The following is a 15,759-nucleotide window of genomic DNA, read 5'->3' on the forward strand; positions in this document are numbered from 1 at the left end:
GTGTGTGCGGCGATCTGGCTGTTCTTCGCCGGGCTGTGGATGGCCGGCCTGTACATCGCAAGGCGCCGGTACGCGAAGTACAGTCGCGTCCTCCAGGGCGCGGGCGTCGACTGGCCGCCGGCCTCGTCACTTACCTAGAAGCGCGGCCGGGCGCGCGAGGCGACGCCCGCGTCCTCCACCGCCTGTGCGGTGCCGCCGGTGAGGAGCGTGGCCGCGGCGACGCTGGTGGCCGCGGAACGGGTGCGGAGTCGAGTCATGTCTCTCTCTTGGTCTCGGACCTCGTCCCGAATTGCCGAGGTACGCGCCGATGCTGCCAAGGAGTGCCTGTGAACACGTCAAACGAGGAACTGACTTCCCCTGCAACGAGCGGGGTAGTCCCAGTGTCGTAGCGCAACCCGCCCCGCCCTGAGCTGCGTTGACAGGCGGCGGGCGGGTGCGTGTAATGAGGGTGGTGCCGCGTGGCGCCGGTCAAAGAGCAGTGGGCCGGCCGGCGATCGGGCGAGCGCCCTTCACCCAAAGGGTCCGTGATGCGTTCCTACTCCGCGCCCTGACACGACGTAGCCCCCGAGCACGTCGTCGTCCCTCCCGCACTTTCCCGGAGACCCGAGAACCGTATGCCCACGTCTTTCCAGCAGCCCGTCATGCACGAGGACGGGAACCTGCTCCTGCTCACCACCACCGGCGCCCGGACGGGGCGCCCGCGCACCGCCACGCTCGGCTACGTCCGCCACGGCGGCGCCCTCCTGGTCGTCGCCTCCAACCTCGGTTCGCCACTCCATCCCGGCTGGTACCACAACCTGCTCGCCCGCCCCGTCGTCGGCGTGGAGATCGGCTCCCGCTCCTTCGAGGCGCTCGCGGTCCCCGCCGAGGGGCCCCGGCGCGAGGAACTGTTCGCGCACGTCGTACGGGCGGCGCCCGGTTACGGCGACCACCAGGCCCGGACCGCGAGGCCGCTGCCGGTGGTCGTGCTGGAGCGGGCCGAGCCCGAGGGGTGGGAGGCGCCGCGAGAGGTCCGCACCCTCGCCGACAAGCTCCTGGAGGTGCACACCTGGCTGCGGGGGCAGTTGCGGCAGGTACGGGCCGAGGCCGAGGCGCACTTCGCGTCCCCGGGGCCGGCCGGTGCGCCGCCCGGCCTCGGGCTCCAGATCAGGCAGCGCTGCCTCGCGTTCTGCCAGGCCCTGGAGTTCCATCACGTGAGCGAGGACGGGCACCTGTTCCCGGGGATCGCCCACCACCACCCCCACCTGGCCGACGTCTTCGACCGCCTCGCCGACGAGCACCGTACGGTCGCCCGCGTCCAGGGCGAGCTGGCGGCCCTGCTGGCCGACATCGCCGTCGCCGACCCCTGGCTCTTCCGCGCCGAGCTGGCGGAGATGTCCGCACGGCTGAACGCCCACCTCGACCACGAGGAGGAGGTGCTGCTTCCGCTGCTGGCCGAGGTGCCGTGGCCGCCGGTCGCGCCTTAGTCGAACTCGAGTACCTCCTTGAGGCGGGCCAGGTCGGCGGCGACCGCGGAGGCGTCACGCTCGAAGTCGGCGTCGCTGGTCCCCGGCTGCCGGCGGACGGTGAACACCACCTCGCTGCCGGCGCCGTCGGCGATCACACGGACCGGGTTGTGGACGGTCTCCCCGGACGGCAGCGTGACGTGGTGGTCGAGCACCCCCAGTTCGTTGCGGGGGACGAAGGCCACCTCGACCCGCCCCATGGGAGAGGACTCTGCGACCCACCGGTCGCCGACCCGCTCCATGGACCCGCCCAGACCGTGGGCCCACGCGGGCAGGTTGGACGGGTCGGAGGCGTAGGCGTAGACCTCACCCACGGTGCGGTCGATGTGGACGCCGAGGTGGCGCGACTGCCTGTCTGTCCTGTCTGTGCCGTTCATGGCAGCGACGGTAGCGGGACGCCGGCGCCTTTCTCTTGAACGAATCGGACGGATGGCTGGTGGCAGGGCTCGGCGGCGTGACCCGGTGGCTCCGAGCCCGGCCGCCCGGGTCCGACTCGTCGTCGGCAAAGGCACGGGTGGGGCGGGCGTAGCGTAGGAGCCATGACGACGTACGGATCCTTCCCCGGCACCCGGCCCCGGCGGCTGCGGACCACCCCCGTGATGCGTCGGATGGTCGCCGAGACCCGGCTCCACCCCGCCGACTTCATCCTCCCCGCCTTCGTGCGCGAGGGCGTGCGGGAGCCGGTGCCGGTCGCCGCGATGCCCGGGGTCGTCCAGCACACCCGCGACACCCTCAAGAAGGCCGCCGCCGAGGCGGTCGAGGCCGGGATCTCCGGGATCATGCTGTTCGGCGTGCCGGAGGAGGAGAAGAAGGACGCAGTCGGGACGACGGGGACGGATCCGGACGGGATCCTCCAGGTCGCGCTGCGTGACGTGCGGGCCGAGGTCGGGGACGACCTGCTCGTCATGTCCGACCTCTGCCTCGACGAGTTCACCGACCACGGGCACTGCGGTGTGCTCGACGCCGAGGGGCGGGTCGACAACGACGCCACCCTGGAGCGGTACGCCGAGATGGCCCAGGTCCAGGCCGACGCGGGCGCCCATGTGGTCGGCCCCAGCGGGATGATGGACGGCCAGATCGGCGTCGTCCGGGACGCGCTGGACCAGATCGGGCGGGAGGACGTCGCCGTCCTCGCGTACACCGTGAAGTACGCCTCCGCCTTCTACGGGCCCTTCCGTGAGGCCGTCGGGTCCTCGCTGAAGGGGGACCGCAAGACCTACCAGCAGGATGCCGCAAACGCGCGGGACGCGATGCGCGAGCTGGCGCTGGACCTAGAGGAGGGCGCCGACATGGTGATGGTCAAGCCGGCCGGCCCCTACCTCGACATCCTCGCCAAGGTCGCCGAGGTCTCGGACGTGCCCGTCGCCGCCTACCAGATCTCCGGCGAGTACTCGATGATCGAGGCCGCCGCCGAGAAGGGCTGGATCGACCGCGACCGGGCCATCCTGGAGTCGCTCACCGGGATCAAGCGGGCGGGCGCCCGCAACATCCTGACCTACTGGGCGACCGAGGCCGCTCGCACACTGCGCTGACCGACCGGTGCCGGCCCCGCACGCACGGCGTGCGGGTGCGGGTACCCCTTCAGTACTCGAGCGCGTTCGCGGCGCTGGTCTGCCAGTACGTGACCGTCAGGGCGCTGTCGACGAACACGCCGTCCGAGGGCAGCGTGACCCGGGCGATGGAGCCGTCCTCGAAGGGGATGGTGAGGGTCTGCGTGTCGTAGCCGCCCTCGCCGCTGCCGTCGCCGGACGACAGCCGCACGCCCGCGTAGCCGGACTCGCCGGGGGCCAGCGTCGTCAGCGACTGCGGCTTGCTGGACTCCGCGACGGGCGGCACCGACTGGGCCTCGCCGAACCGGGCGGCCGGGTACTCGGGCAGCGCGCAGGTCTTCGAGCCGGTGTTGGTCGCGGTCAGCAGCAGGTGGTTGATGGGGCGGGGCGCGTTCGCCGCGGTGATCCGGACGTCGGAGGCGGAGCACCTGCCGGGGAGGCCCGGGTCGGACTGGTCTTCGCCCGCGCCCGCGCCGGCGGCGGAACCGGCGTTGGCGCCGTTGCCGTTGCCGGAGTTCGGTGCCTGGCCCGTGTCCTCCTTCGCCTCGCCCGAACCGCCCTTGGCGGACGGCTGGTTGTCGTTCCCGGCCACGGAGGTGTTGGCGGCCGGGGCCGGGGCCGGGGCGCCCGAGTCGACGCCGTCGCCCTCACAGGCCGTCAGGGAGAGCGCGGCCAGCGCCACCGTGGCGGCGGCGAACAGGCGGGTGCGAGTGGTGCGTGCGGACATGGAGGCCCCCTGTGAATCTGGTTACTGAGGTGAGCCGCTCGACCGTTCGCCGGGAGCGGCTGCTTGGATGACCACAGCTTGCGGTCGGGCCCGTCCCGGCCGCCAGCGACCGCGGAGCATACGGGACGGTGGGACGCCCGGAAGGCTCTGACCTGCGGGAACAACGTCCTTCTGGGACGCGGTACGGGGATGCGAGAGAGGGTGGAACGGTGGCGGGGGACGACTTCGCGGACTTGCTGCGGGAGTTGAAGGAGCGGTCCGGGCTCAGCTACGGGGCATTGGGCAAGCGGCTGCACATGAGCGGCTCGACCCTGCACCGGTACGTCAGCGGAGAGGTGGTGCCGGTCGAGTTCGCCTCCGTCGAACGCCTCGCCCGCGTGTGCCGGGCGACGCCCGAGGAACTGCTCGAACTCCACCGCCGCTGGATCCGCGCGGACGCGCTGCGCGGCGTGAAGAAGGAGGAGAGCGGGGAGGCCGAGGAGGCGGCCGGGGGGACGGAGACCGCCGGGGGGACGGCGACGGCCGGGGGGACGGCGACGGCCGAAAGGGCCGCGGGGACCGAGGCGACCGGGGGCGCCGAAGAGCCCGGGGGGCCGGGGGAAACCGGGGAGCCCGGGAGCCCTGGGGAGCCCGGAGGCCCTGGGGAGCCCAAGGAGCCCAAGGAGCCCAAGGAGTCCGGGGAACCCGAGGAGCCCGGCGTAGCCGTCGGAACCGCGGAGGAGGCCCCGTCCCGCCGCCGGGTCCCGCGCGCCGCGCTCTACGCCGCGTCCGGCGTCGTGGCCGTCAGCGCCGCCGTCGCGCTCGTGGCGAACCTCGTGCCGGGCACGGACGACGGCACCGGGCACGGTCGGGCCGGTGCCGTCGCGCACAGCTCCGCGCCGGTGTCCGGGACCGCCTCCGGATCCGCCACCCCGAGTGCCTCCGCGTCCCCGTCCGGCTCGCCCTCGAGCTCCCCGACCGCTTCACCCTCGGCGTCCCCCTCGCGTCCGGCTACCGCGTCGCCGAGCCGGGAGGCACCCGCCGGCGGCCCCGCGCTGACGGTGTCGACCACCCCGTACTACTGGGACGTGCCCTGCGACCATGCCTTCCTGGTCGACCGCAGCCCGAAGAACGTGCCGAAGCCGCCCCCGCAGCAGGACGCCGTCGGCTGGGCCACCCCCCTCAACGCGGTCTCCGCGAACCGGCAGATGACCGTTCTCACCGTGCAGGGCACCGGCCCGGAGACGGTGGTCCTGGAGGACCTGCACGTCCGGGTGGTGGACAGCGGACCGCCGCTGGACTGGAACCAGTACGTGATGGGCAACGGCTGCGGCGGCCAGGTGAACGTCACGGCCTTCGACGTCTCCCTCGACCTGGGCACCCCGCTGGCGACGCCGATCGGGGGTCAGCGGGACTTCCCGTACAGCGTCAGCGAGTCCGACCCCGAGGTCTTCCACGTCAACGCGCACACCAGCGGCCAGAACGTCAGCTGGTACCTGGAGCTGGAGTGGTCCAGCGGCGGCCGGCACGGCACGACCCGCGTCGACGACCACGGCAAGCCGTTCCGCACCAGCGCCTCCCGGGACAGCTCCTACTACGCGTACCCCCTCGGCAGTGACGCGTGGGAGTTCGTGGAAGGCGAGTGACACCAGGTTGCCGGTCACCACTGGCCCGCGCCGGTGCCTGTCCGTTGGCGGGCGCGGGTCCGCCGTGGTTGCTCGCGCAGTTCCCCGCGCCCCTGGGTGTGCTGCCGAGCCGCATGGCAAGAGGCCCCGCCCACCGGCGAGGGCTCGCACGCGTGTCCGTATCACGGAAATGAACTTGTAGGCGGCACGCACTTCTCTAGGCTGCGGCCATGACCCCGACCGAGACCGCGCCCGCCGACACCGCCGCCCCCCTGCCCCCGCTCGCCGCGCGGGCCCGGTCGATCGGTGGTTCGCCCGTACGGGACATCCTCGCCGTCACCACCCGCCCCGAGGTGATCAACTTCGCGGGCGGGCTGCCGGCGCCCGAGCTGTTCGACGCGGAGGGCATCGCCGCCGCGTACCGGGACGTCCTCGCGGAGACTCCCGCGCGGGCCCTCCAGTACTCCACCACCGAGGGCGAGCCCTCCCTGCGGGCCGCGCTCGCCGCCCGTACGTCGGTGCGCGGACTGGCCACCGACGCCCAGGACATCCTCGTCACCACCGGCTCGCAGCAGGCCCTCTCGCTCCTCGCCACGGCCCTGCTCGAACCCGGCGACACCGTCCTCGTCGAGAGCCCCTGCTACCTGGCCGCGCTCCAGGCCTTCGGCTTCGCGGGCGCCCGGGTCGTCGCGGTCCCCGGCGACGAGGACGGGATCGATCCCGCCGTGCTGGAGGAGCTGGTGGTGCGCGAGCGCCCCAAGCTGCTCTACACGGTCCCCACCTTCCAGAACCCCACCGGACGCACCATGCCCGCCGCCCGCCGGGGCGCCGTCGCCGAGGTCGCCGGGCGGTGCGGCCTGTGGATCGTCGAGGACGACCCGTACGGGGAGCTGCGCTTCGAGGGCGAGCGGGTGCCGTGGATCGCCTCCCGCGACGGGGCCCGGGACCGGACCGTGCTGCTCGGCTCCTTCTCCAAGGTCATGGCGCCCGGTCTGCGCCTGGGCTGGCTGCGCGCGCCCGCCGACCTGCTCCGGGCCTGCGCGGTCGCCAAGCAGGCCGCGGACCTGCACACCCCGACCGTCAACCAGCTCGCCGCGGCCCGGTACCTGGCCGACCGCGACCTGGACGCGCACGTCGCGCACGTCGCCGCCGCCTACGGTGTCCGCCGGGACGCCATGCTCGCGGGCCTCGCGGACGCGCTCCCGGCGGGGTCGGTGTGGACCCGTCCCGAGGGCGGCATGTTCCTGTGGGCCCGCCTGCCCGAGGGATACGACACCGCCGCCCTGCTGCCCGAGGTGGTCCGGCACGAGGTGGCGTACGTCCCCGGCGCCCCCTTCCACGCGGGCACCCCCGACCGTGCCACCCTGCGGCTGTGCTTCGTCACGCAGACGCCGGACGAGATCGCGGAGGGGCTGCGGAGGCTGGGGGAGGGGCTGCGGGGGGCCGGGGTGTCAGCGGGGGTGTAGGCCCGGGGCCTGGGACCAGGAGCCGGGGCAGCGGCGCCGTACCCGGGCGGTGAGGTCATGGCTGACGGCGCACGGACGGCGACGTCGTTCGCACGCGACGCGTACCCCGCCCGGACGAGCGTCCCGCGTGGGCGACTCGGCGACGGGCGTCCCACCAGGTCAGCGGGCGGGACGTCCCACGGTGCGGTCACTTCGCGGGGCACGGTGGCCGGAGACCCCGCCGGTCGCCCAGGCTTGCCGTCGATCACGCAGCGCACGTCAGCAGAGGGGAAATTGCATGCGAGTTCTTACGAAGGCGGTCGTCGGGGCGGCCACCGCCGCCGGGATCGCCCTGGGCGGCCTGGCCGCGGCGGGACCGGCCGCCGCGGCGCCGGCGCCGGTCCAGCAGTCGGCCCAGTCCGAGGTCGGCACACTCGCGGTGGTGAACCTGGGCTTGAGCAAGACCCAGGCGATGCGCTGGCAGTGCTGGCTGCGCGACCTGGGCTACAAGCCCGGGACGATCGACGGCCGTTTGGGCAGCAACAGCTGGGAGGCCGCACAGACGCTCTTCAAGCATCTGAACTTCTACAGTGGCCGCATCGACGGAATCGTCGGTTCCGGCACGGTCGAGGGGCTGCAGCGCTTCCTGAACTCGCGAGGCTACGGCTACAAGCTGGCCGTCGACGGGATCGCCGGAGAGCGAACCCAGGACGCGTTCGCCGACTACGCCGACAGGCACTACTGCTGACGCGCCCCGCCGGGGCGGGGCGCGTCCACGACGTGCTCAGAGACGCTCGGGCGTCCTGATCCCCAGCAGGGCCATGCCCTGGTGCAGGGTGCGGGCCGTGACGTCGCACAGGAAGAGGCGGTTCTCGACCTGCTGCGGCGTCTCGGCCTTCAGGACCGGGCACTTGTCGTAGAACGACGTGAACAGCGACGCCGCCTGGTACAGGTACGCCGTCAGCTTGTGCGGGGCGTACTCCGCGGCCGCCTCGAAGACCGTGTCGCCGAACGCGTCCAGGTGCAGGCCCAGCGCCCGCTCCGCCGCGTGCAGTTCCAGCTCCGGGTGGGCGGCGGGGGCGACCTCGCCGGCCTTGCGGAGGATGGACCGGATCCGGGCGTAGGCGTACTGGAGGTACACGCTGGTGTCGCCGTTGAGCGAGACCATCTGGTCCAGGTCGAACTTGTAGTCGCGGCTCGGCGACGTCGACAGGTCCGCGTACTTCACGGCGCCGATGCCGACCTGGGCGGCCCGCTCCTGGATCTCTTCCTCGGTGAGGTCCCGCGCCTTCTCCCGCACGACCTCGGCCGCCCGCTGCACGGCCTCGTCCAGCAGGTCCTCCAGGCGCACGGTCTCGCCCGCGCGCGTCTTGAAGGGCTTGCCGTCCGCGCCGAGCACCGTGCCGTAGCCCATGTTGTGCGCGGTGACGTCGTCGTTCAGCCAGCCGGCCCGGCGGGCGGTCTCGAAGACCATCCTGAAGTGGAGCGACTGGCGTACGTCGACGACGTACAGCAGCGTGGTGGCGTCCAGGTCCTGGACGCGGTTGCGGATCGCGGTGAGGTCGGAGGCCGCGTAGCCGAAGCCGCCGTCGGCCTTCTGCACGATCAGCGGGACCGGCTGGTCGTCCTTGCCGCGGATCTCGTCGAAGAACACCACGAGCGCGCCCTCGGAGCGCACCGCGACGCCCGTCTCCTCCAGGATGCGGGCGGTCTCGGGCATGCCCTCGTTGTACGCGGACTCGCCGACGATCTCGTCGTCGCGGATCTCCATGTCGAGCTTCTCGAAGACCGAGTAGAAGTAGACCTTCGACTCGTCCACGAACTGCTGCCACAGCTCGAGCGTCTCCTTGTCGCCGGACTGCAGGGCGACGACCCGCTTGCGGGCCCGCTCCTTGAACTCCTCGTCCGCGTCGAAGACGGCACGCGACGCCTTGTACACCCGGTTCAGGTTCGACATGGCCTGCTCGCCGTCGACCTCCTCGGCCGGGGCCAGCTCGCCGGGGTGCTCGAACAGGTACTGGATGAGCATGCCGAACTGGGTGCCCCAGTCGCCGATGTGGTGCCGGCCGATCGTCTTCTCGCCGGTGAAGTCGAGCATGCCGCGCAGGGCGTCGCCGATGACCGCGGAGCGCAGGTGGCCGACGTGCATCTCCTTCGCCACGTTCGGCTGGGCGTAGTCGACGACCGTGACGCCCGCGTCCTTCTTCAGCGGCACGCCGAGGCGCTCGCCGTCCGCGTACCGCGCCGCCAGGTTCTCGGTGATCGCCCGGTCGCCGACGGTGATGTTCAGGAAGCCGGGGCCGGAGACCTCGACGTCCTTGATCAGGTCGCCGGTGGTGATGTGCGCGACGACCTCGGTGGCCAGCTCCCGCGGGTTCGCCTTGGCCTTCTTGGCCAGCGCGAGGATGCCGTTGGCCTGGTAGTCCGCCCGGTCGCTGCGTCGCAGCAGCGGGTCCACGCCGGCGGCCTCCGGCCGGGTGGCCGAGAGGGCGGACGCGAGATGCTGCTGGACGGAGTCGCTGAGGGACGTGACCGAGGCCATGGAGTGGCTGCCGTTCTGCTCGGGTTCGTGGAGTAGTACAGAAGCCGAGTATCCCACGCGGTGAAAAGGGGTTTTCGCGGATGCGGGCCGGGCTGGGAGAATGGAGCGGTCAGCCGTGCGACCGTACCGGCTGCCCGAGCAGAACCATCAGGAAAGAGGACGTGCCGATCGTGGCTCAGAGCACAGAGACCACCGACTGGGTCTCCCGTTTCGCGGACGAGGTCATCGCCGAGTCGGAGCGCCGTGCCCCGGGCAAACCTGTGGTCGTCGCGTCCGGCCTCTCCCCGTCGGGCCCCATCCACCTGGGCAACCTCCGCGAGGTCATGACCCCGCACCTGGTCGGCGACGAGGTGCGCCGCCGCGGGCACGAGGTCCGGCACCTGATCTCCTGGGACGACTACGACCGCTACCGCAAGGTCCCCGCCGGGATCGCAGGCGTCGACGAGTCCTGGGCCGAGCACATCGGCAAGCCGCTCACCTCGGTCCCCGCCCCCGCGGGCTCCCCGCACCCGAACTGGGCCGAGCACTTCAAGGCCGCGATGGTCGAGTCGCTCGCCGAGATGGGCGTGGAGTTCGACGGGATCAGCCAGACCGCGCAGTACACCTCCGGCGTCTACCGCGAGCAGATCCTGCACGCCCTGAAGCACCGGCGGGACATCGACGCGATCCTCGCCCAGTACCGGACCAAGCCGAAGACCGCGGGCGGCGGCAAGAAGTCGCAGAAGCCCGTCGACGAGGCCGAGCTGGAGGCCGCCGAGGGCTCCGGCGCCGCCGCCGAGGACGACGGCAGCCAGGGCTCCGCCGGGTACTTCCCGTACAAGCCGTACTGCGGCAACTGCGAGAAGGACCTGACCACGGTCACGGCGTACGACGACGACTCGACCGAGCTGACGTACGCCTGCACCGCGTGCGGCTTCTCCGAGACGGTCCGGCTCAGCGAGTTCAACCGCGGCAAGCTGGTCTGGAAGGTCGACTGGCCGATGCGCTGGGCGTACGAGGGCGTCGTCTTCGAGCCCAGCGGCGTCGACCACTCCTCTCCCGGGTCGTCGTTCCAGGTCGGCGGGCAGATCGTCGGGATCTTCGGCGGCGAGCAGCCGATCGGGCCGATGTACGCGTTCGTCGGCATCAGCGGCATGGCGAAGATGTCGTCGTCGAAGGGCGGGGTGCCCACCCCGGCCGACGCGCTCAAGATCATGGAGCCGCAGCTGCTGCGCTGGCTGTACGCCCGCCGCCGCCCGAACCAGTCCTTCAAGATCGCCTTCGACCAGGAGATCCAGCGGCTCTACGACGAGTGGGACCGCCTCGACGCCAAGGTCGCCGACGGCAGCGCGCTGCCCGCCGACGCCGCCGCGCACGCGCGTGCCGTGGGCACGGCCGCCGGTGAGCTGCCGAGGACGCCCAGGCCGCTGCCGTACCGCACGCTCGCCTCGGTGGCCGACATCACCGCCGGGCACGAGGACCAGGCGCTGCGCATCCTCAGCGAGCTGGACCCGGCCGACCCCCTGGCGACGCTCGCGGAGGCCCGGCCGCGCTACGACAAGGCCGAGGCGTGGATCAACAACCACGTCCCCGCCGACCAGCGCACCATCGTGCGCGAGGAGCCCGACGCCGAGCTGCTGAAGTCGCTCGACGAGGCGGGCCGGCAGTCGCTGCGGCTGCTCCTCGACGGGCTGGCCGGCCAGTGGTCCCTGGACGGGCTCACCCACCTCGTGTACGGCGTGCCCAAGGTCCAGGCCGGATTCTCGGCGGACGCCACGCCCAAGGAACTGCCGCCGGAGATCAAGACCGCCCAGCGGACGTTCTTCGCGCTGCTGTACCACCTGCTCGTGGGCCGCGACACCGGCCCGCGGCTGCCCACCCTGCTCCTCGCGGTGGGACAGGAGCGGGTGCGGACCCTGCTCGGGGAGTAGACCTTCCGCGCCGTCAGCGGGTCAGGGCGAAGCCCGCGAACAGGACGCCGACCACGCTGACGGCGAGGAGGGCGAGGTGGCTGCCCCGGGGTGTGAGGTGCTCCGTGGGCTCGCCCCGGCGCCAGCGCTCCAGGATCTCCCGGAACAGCTTGCGCTGGGGAAGCAGGCCGAGGGTCAGGCCGATGTGGGCGAACGAGTACATGACGAGCGCCTCGCTCAGGCCGAAGCCGCTCAGCCGGCAGACGAGGACCAGCAGGACGCCGCCGGTGACCATCGTCAGCGGGTAGGCGATGCGGAACTTCCGGAAGGGGATCCAGCTGCCCAGCAGCCAGCTGGACAGCGCGGTGGCGGCCACGGCCAGCAGCACCAGCCAGACGACGGGCACGGACGTGAGCATGGTGTGTCCCCCCTGCCCGGAGGCGGGTACCGGCCTCGGTGGGCCCGGTACCCGCCCCGGTCGGATCAGCGGTCTGCGGTCAGCGGTCTGCGGTCATCCTGTGATCACCGCGAACCCGTGATCACCCGAAAAGGGAACCCAGCGTACCGGTGATGGGCGAGATGATGTCGCTGCCCAGCTGGGTGACCCGCTTGGCCACGGGCGACGCGACGCCCTCCAGGGTGGCCCCGATCCACTTCGACTGGCCGAACGTGAGCAGCCCCAGGCTCGTGCCGACGAGGGACCCCGCGAACTCGGAGCTGCCGAAGCCGTGCTCGATGCCCGTGAACAGCGTGCTGAGCCCCGCCGAGGCCAGGGAGACCCAGCCGAGCACCCCCGCCGCCGCGGCGACGGCCGGAGCGAACGGGCCGGTCCACGGCGCGATGAAGGCGGCGCCCGCGGCCAGGAACCCGGAGCCGATGCTGATCCAGTTGAACGCGTCGGCGTAGAACTGGGCGTCGTTCCACCACTCGTCCTTGTCGCCCTGCGAGCCGCCCGAGTTGGTCTTGTCGTGCGTAGGGCTGTCGGCGGGGTTGCGCCCCTCCTCCTTGGCCCGGCGCGCCGCCTCGGCCGCCTTGCGGGCCGCCTCCGCGGCCTCCGCCCTGCGCTTCTGGGTGACGATGCGGCGGGCGTCGGTGGCCGCGGCGGCCGCCTCCTGCGCGTCCTTGCCCGCGGCGATCGCGGACTGGCGCGCGCTGTTCGCCGACGCCTGGGCGCTGTAGGACGAGCGCATGGCGCTGCGCGCCGAGTCGATCGCCCGGTTCGCCGAGTAGTTGGCCGAGCGGCCGGCCTTGCGGGCGGTCGCCGCCGCAGCCTTCGCCCGGTTCGCGGACGCCTGCGCGGCCGCGGCGGACTTGTCGGCGTCGTCGGCGTTCTGGTCGGCCTGCGTCGCGTAGGTGTCCGCCTGCTTCGCGGAGGCGAGCGCCTTGTCCGCCCACTCCTTGGCCTTGTCCGCCGCGTTGCGGGCCTCCGCGGCCGCCTTCGAGGCGAGCTGCGCGTCCTCCTGCGCCTTGTAGGCGATCTTCGCGGCGGCGGCGATCGCACCCCGGACCGCCGCGATGTGCGTGGCCGAGTCGTGGTCGAGCTGGGCCGCCTTGTGCTGGACGAGGGCGATGAAGTTCCGGCGCATCCACGTCGGACCCTCCAGGGCGACCTCGGCGTACGCCTTGGTGTACATGCCGCCGGTGTTGAGCAGCGCGGCGGTGGCGACGCCGTCGTCGTCCCGGACCGCCTCGGTGTAGTCCTTGTCGAAGAAGTCCCGCAGCGCCTGGGGGGTGTTGGCGTCCAGGGCTGCGTTGGCCGCGGCGGTGACGGCCGGACCGGGCCGGGTGGACAGGATGGAGGCGATGCCGACCCGGCGGTCCTCGGCGGAGGCGGTGGTCAGTCCGTCGGTCAGGAAGGTCTTCACGGCGTCGGCCAGGTCGCTCGTCAGCGCCGCGTGCACGGCGTCTCCGACGGTGGCCGAGGACACTTCCGCGACGTGCAGCGCGGTCTCCCGGTCGTCCTGGTCCTCGGCGATCGCCCGGTCGGCGTCGATCCAGGCGTGCACGTCCGCGTCCGTGCCGGCCAGTGCGAACTGGGCGGCCTCGCGGGCCCAGGCGCCCTGCGAGGCGGCCATGCCGACGGCCGCCTTGCGGCCCAGGGTCGCGGCCAGTGCCAGGTCGCCGCCGGCCAGCGCCTGTTCGGCGCTCGCGATCCGGTCCTTGAGCTCCTGGGAGGTCTGCTGGTCCTGGGTGCGCCGGTTTTCCTGCGCGGCCCGGTCCTCGGCCTCCAGCTGGGCGAGCAGCGCGGCTTCCTCGAGGCCGTCCTCCTTGTCCTCCTCCAGGCGTGCGATCTCCGCGGCCCGGGCCGCCTCCTCGACCGCCTTCGCGTCCTCGACGGCCTTGGTCGCGGTCTCGGCGGCCTTGATCGCCTCGGCCGCGTGCGCGGTGGACTTGTTGGCGTAGTCGATGGCCTGACCCGCGTACTTGACGGCTTCCTCGGCCGCGTCGGCGGCCTTGTCGGCGTGTGCCGCGGCGGAGTTGGCGGCGTCGCGTGCGGTGCGCGCGGCGGACGCGGCCTTGTTGGCCAGGGCCTGTGCGGTGGAGGCCGCGTTGGTGGCGCGGTTGGCGGCGCTGTTCGCGATCGCGGCCTGGCGGCGGGCCTCGGCGGCCTCGGACTGGGCGGCGCCCGCCGCGGAGGCGGCCTGGGCCGCGGAGTTGGCGGCGGAGGCCGCGTTGCGCGCGGCGGACGCGGCGGCGGAGCCGGCCCCGGCGGCCTGGGAGGCCGCGGTGGCCGCGTAGTCGGCGGCCTTGGCGGCGGTACGGGCCCGTGCGGCGCCGTTGCGCGCCGCGACGGCCGCGTTCTTGGCCGCGCTCGCCTTGCCGGCGTCCTTGGAGGCGGCGATCGCCGCGTTGTACGCGCGCGCCGCCGCGTTGCCCGCGGTGGCGGCGGCCTGTGCGGCGGCGGCCGCGGCGAAGGAGGCGCGGCGTGAGGCGGTGACGGCGGTCTGGGAGGCGCTGATGGCGCTGCGGGCGGCCTTGGCAGCGCCCTGGGCGGCGCTCGCGGCCTTGCGGGCCGCCGCACCGGACTTCGCCACGTCGTCCTTGGCCGCCGCGGCCTCGGCGGCCGCCTTCTCGGCCGCCTGCTTCGCCTTCTCCGCGGCGGTCTTGGCCCGCTCGGAGGCCTCGACGGCGAGGTCGGTCTCCGCCTGGGCGCGCTTGCCCTCGCGCTCCACGACGGCGACGAGTTCCTCGATCTTCGCGGTCTCCTGGTCGCGGGCGCGCGCGATGTGCTGCCCGGTGTCCAGGAACCACTCCACCTCCTGGCGGCTGCCGCTCATCGCGCGGTCCGCGTACTTGCGCACCTCCGCGCCGCCGGAGGTCAGCATCGTGGCGACCTCCACCCGCATGTCCTCCTCGCGGGCCGTGAAGCGGCCCTCGGAGAGGAACGCCGCGAGGTCCTGCTCGGTACCGGCGTCCAGGGCGGCGGACGCCTCGCGTCTGACCGCCTTGCCGCCGGTGGCGGAGACCGTGGCCGTGGACACCTGGAGGTCTTCGAGCAGGCCGGGTCTGAAGCCGCCGTCGAGGAAGGCGGCCACCGCGGCGTCGCCGCCGTCCAGCGCCGCGGACGCCTCGCGCCGCAGTCCGACGCCGGATCTCGCGAGGTAGGCGGCCACGGCGACGCGGTTGTCCTCCGCCGTCACCGTGGCGAGGGTCGTGCCGAGGAACGTCCGTATGTCCGCGTCCGTGCCGTACATCGCGTCCGCGGCGGCGGCCTTGGTGGCCTTGCCGCCGGTCAGCCAGGCCCTGACGACCTTCGCCCGGTCGGTGTCCGGCAGCTCGAACGGTGTGGGCGGCTCGTCCGCCGCCGTCGTGGCGGCCCCGGCGCGGGCCGGCGCGACCAGGACGCCGGGCGTGGCGGCGACGGCCGTGACGGCGGCGAGGGTGCCGAGCAGGCGCCGTCGGCTCCAGAACACTGTCTCCATAGGGATTTCGTCCTCCAGGTAAGTGCCGTACGGCACTCGGCGGAATCATTCATGATGCAATTGCTCAGCAATTCACATTTCTGATGCGCCGTCAAATGATTCTGGAAAGACGGTTGTTCGGCCATCACGATCTCTTCACACTTGCGGTTACAACCTTCCGCCCTGGTGATCGGAGTCACACGCTCTGTTCAACTCACGCCCCTTTTGGGGTGGTTGGTGGTGTGGACATCTCGTGGAGAGATGTATTTGATGAGAAGGGAAGTCGAATTGCGGGAATTCATGGAATTCTCGAAAGGGCGTCCGCGCTACGCGATGTGCTCGTCCTCGAGTTCCGCCGTGTGACGTTCCTGGAAACGCATGACCATCCGCTTGGCATCCGCGTCCAGCACGGAAACCCCGTACGTCGCCTCGATGTTGTAGCCGAACTCCCGCGGCGTCGGGTAACCGCTGCCGCTGATCGACCGCTTGAAGACCTGGTAGTACGCGTCCTCGTCCGGCTCCGCCTGCGGGGTGCCGCCCCCCTCGCCCAGCTCACGGGTGCGGTGCGGCCCCACCGGAATGGGGAAACTGCCCG

The 15,759-nt window shown here is 72.6% G+C and carries 12 protein-coding genes and 1 pseudogene; 6 read left to right on the forward strand and 7 right to left on the reverse strand.

The features are described 5' to 3' along the window. Positions 1–134: 134 nt before the first annotated feature. Positions 135–257: a hypothetical protein gene (locus ACGF3J_RS38465; protein ID WP_272924157.1), complete on the reverse strand. Its 123-nt coding sequence runs from the start codon at positions 255–257 to the stop codon at positions 135–137. Positions 258–614: 357 nt separating this feature from the next. On the opposite strand from ACGF3J_RS38465, the gene ACGF3J_RS38470 reads away from it, so the two are divergent. Next, positions 615–1,466, forward strand: a complete 852-nt coding sequence (locus ACGF3J_RS38470; protein ID WP_161329806.1) for a nitroreductase/quinone reductase family protein — start codon at positions 615–617, stop codon at positions 1,464–1,466. Here ACGF3J_RS38470 and ACGF3J_RS38475 read toward each other — a convergent pair. Next, positions 1,463–1,882, reverse strand: coding sequence for an SRPBCC family protein (locus ACGF3J_RS38475; protein WP_161329807.1), 420 nt, complete (start codon positions 1,880–1,882; stop codon positions 1,463–1,465). The two genes, ACGF3J_RS38470 and ACGF3J_RS38475, sit on opposite strands and share 4 nt — an antisense overlap. A 162-nt stretch (positions 1,883–2,044) precedes the next feature. On the opposite strand from ACGF3J_RS38475, the gene hemB reads away from it, so the two are divergent. Continuing rightward, positions 2,045–3,037, forward strand: coding sequence for a porphobilinogen synthase (hemB, locus tag ACGF3J_RS38480; RefSeq protein ID WP_122615564.1), 993 nt, complete (start codon positions 2,045–2,047; stop codon positions 3,035–3,037). 49 nt (positions 3,038–3,086) lie between these two features. Here the strand turns inward: hemB and ACGF3J_RS38485 are convergent, their stop codons facing one another. Further along, a complete protein-coding gene (locus ACGF3J_RS38485; RefSeq protein WP_161329808.1) occupies positions 3,087–3,782 on the reverse strand; it encodes a DUF4232 domain-containing protein in 696 nt (231 codons plus the stop codon). Between the two features lie 209 nt (positions 3,783–3,991). Here ACGF3J_RS38485 and ACGF3J_RS38490 point away from each other — a divergent pair, with 209 nt between their 5' ends. The 3 genes from ACGF3J_RS38490 to ACGF3J_RS38500 all read left to right on the forward strand — a co-directional run bounded on the left by ACGF3J_RS38490 (position 3,992) and on the right by ACGF3J_RS38500 (position 7,579). Next, positions 3,992–5,407, forward strand: coding sequence for a helix-turn-helix transcriptional regulator (locus tag ACGF3J_RS38490; RefSeq protein ID WP_161329809.1), 1,416 nt, complete (start codon positions 3,992–3,994; stop codon positions 5,405–5,407). A gap of 209 nt (positions 5,408–5,616) precedes the next feature. After that, positions 5,617–6,852 (forward strand): PLP-dependent aminotransferase family protein, encoded by a 1,236-nt coding sequence (locus tag ACGF3J_RS38495; protein WP_161329810.1) that lies wholly within the window; start codon positions 5,617–5,619, stop codon positions 6,850–6,852. Between the two features lie 277 nt (positions 6,853–7,129). Then, the gene (locus ACGF3J_RS38500) at positions 7,130–7,579 is read left to right on the forward strand and encodes a peptidoglycan-binding protein (protein WP_161329811.1); all 450 of its coding nucleotides are present in this window, start codon (positions 7,130–7,132) and stop codon (positions 7,577–7,579) included. Positions 7,580–7,615: 36 nt separating this feature from the next. On the opposite strand, the gene argS is transcribed toward ACGF3J_RS38500, so the two are convergent. Beyond that, positions 7,616–9,373 carry an arginine--tRNA ligase gene (gene argS, locus ACGF3J_RS38505; protein WP_161329812.1) on the reverse strand — a complete coding sequence of 586 codons (1,758 nt, stop codon included), beginning with the start codon at positions 9,371–9,373 and terminating at the stop codon, positions 7,616–7,618. A gap of 161 nt (positions 9,374–9,534) precedes the next feature. On the opposite strand from argS, the gene lysS reads away from it, so the two are divergent. Then, a complete protein-coding gene (lysS, locus tag ACGF3J_RS38510) occupies positions 9,535–11,283 on the forward strand; it encodes a lysine--tRNA ligase (protein WP_161329813.1) in 1,749 nt (582 codons plus the stop codon). Between the two features lie 13 nt (positions 11,284–11,296). Here lysS and ACGF3J_RS38515 read toward each other — a convergent pair whose 3' ends face one another. The 3 genes and pseudogenes from ACGF3J_RS38515 to ACGF3J_RS38525 all read right to left on the reverse strand — a co-directional run. Next, a complete protein-coding gene (locus ACGF3J_RS38515) occupies positions 11,297–11,680 on the reverse strand; it encodes a hypothetical protein (RefSeq protein ID WP_161329814.1) in 384 nt (127 codons plus the stop codon). Positions 11,681–11,801: 121 nt separating this feature from the next. Continuing rightward, entirely contained in the window at positions 11,802–15,185 is a 3,384-nt protein-coding gene (locus ACGF3J_RS38520) for an ALF repeat-containing protein (protein ID WP_393856098.1), read from the reverse strand. A 305-nt stretch (positions 15,186–15,490) separates the two neighbouring features. Further along, a pseudogene (locus ACGF3J_RS38525) lies at positions 15,491–15,759 on the reverse strand (hypothetical protein); the annotation flags it as partial.

Source organism: Streptomyces sp. NPDC048171 (assembly GCF_043202655.1).
Lineage (GTDB): Bacteria > Actinomycetota > Actinomycetes > Streptomycetales > Streptomycetaceae > Streptomyces.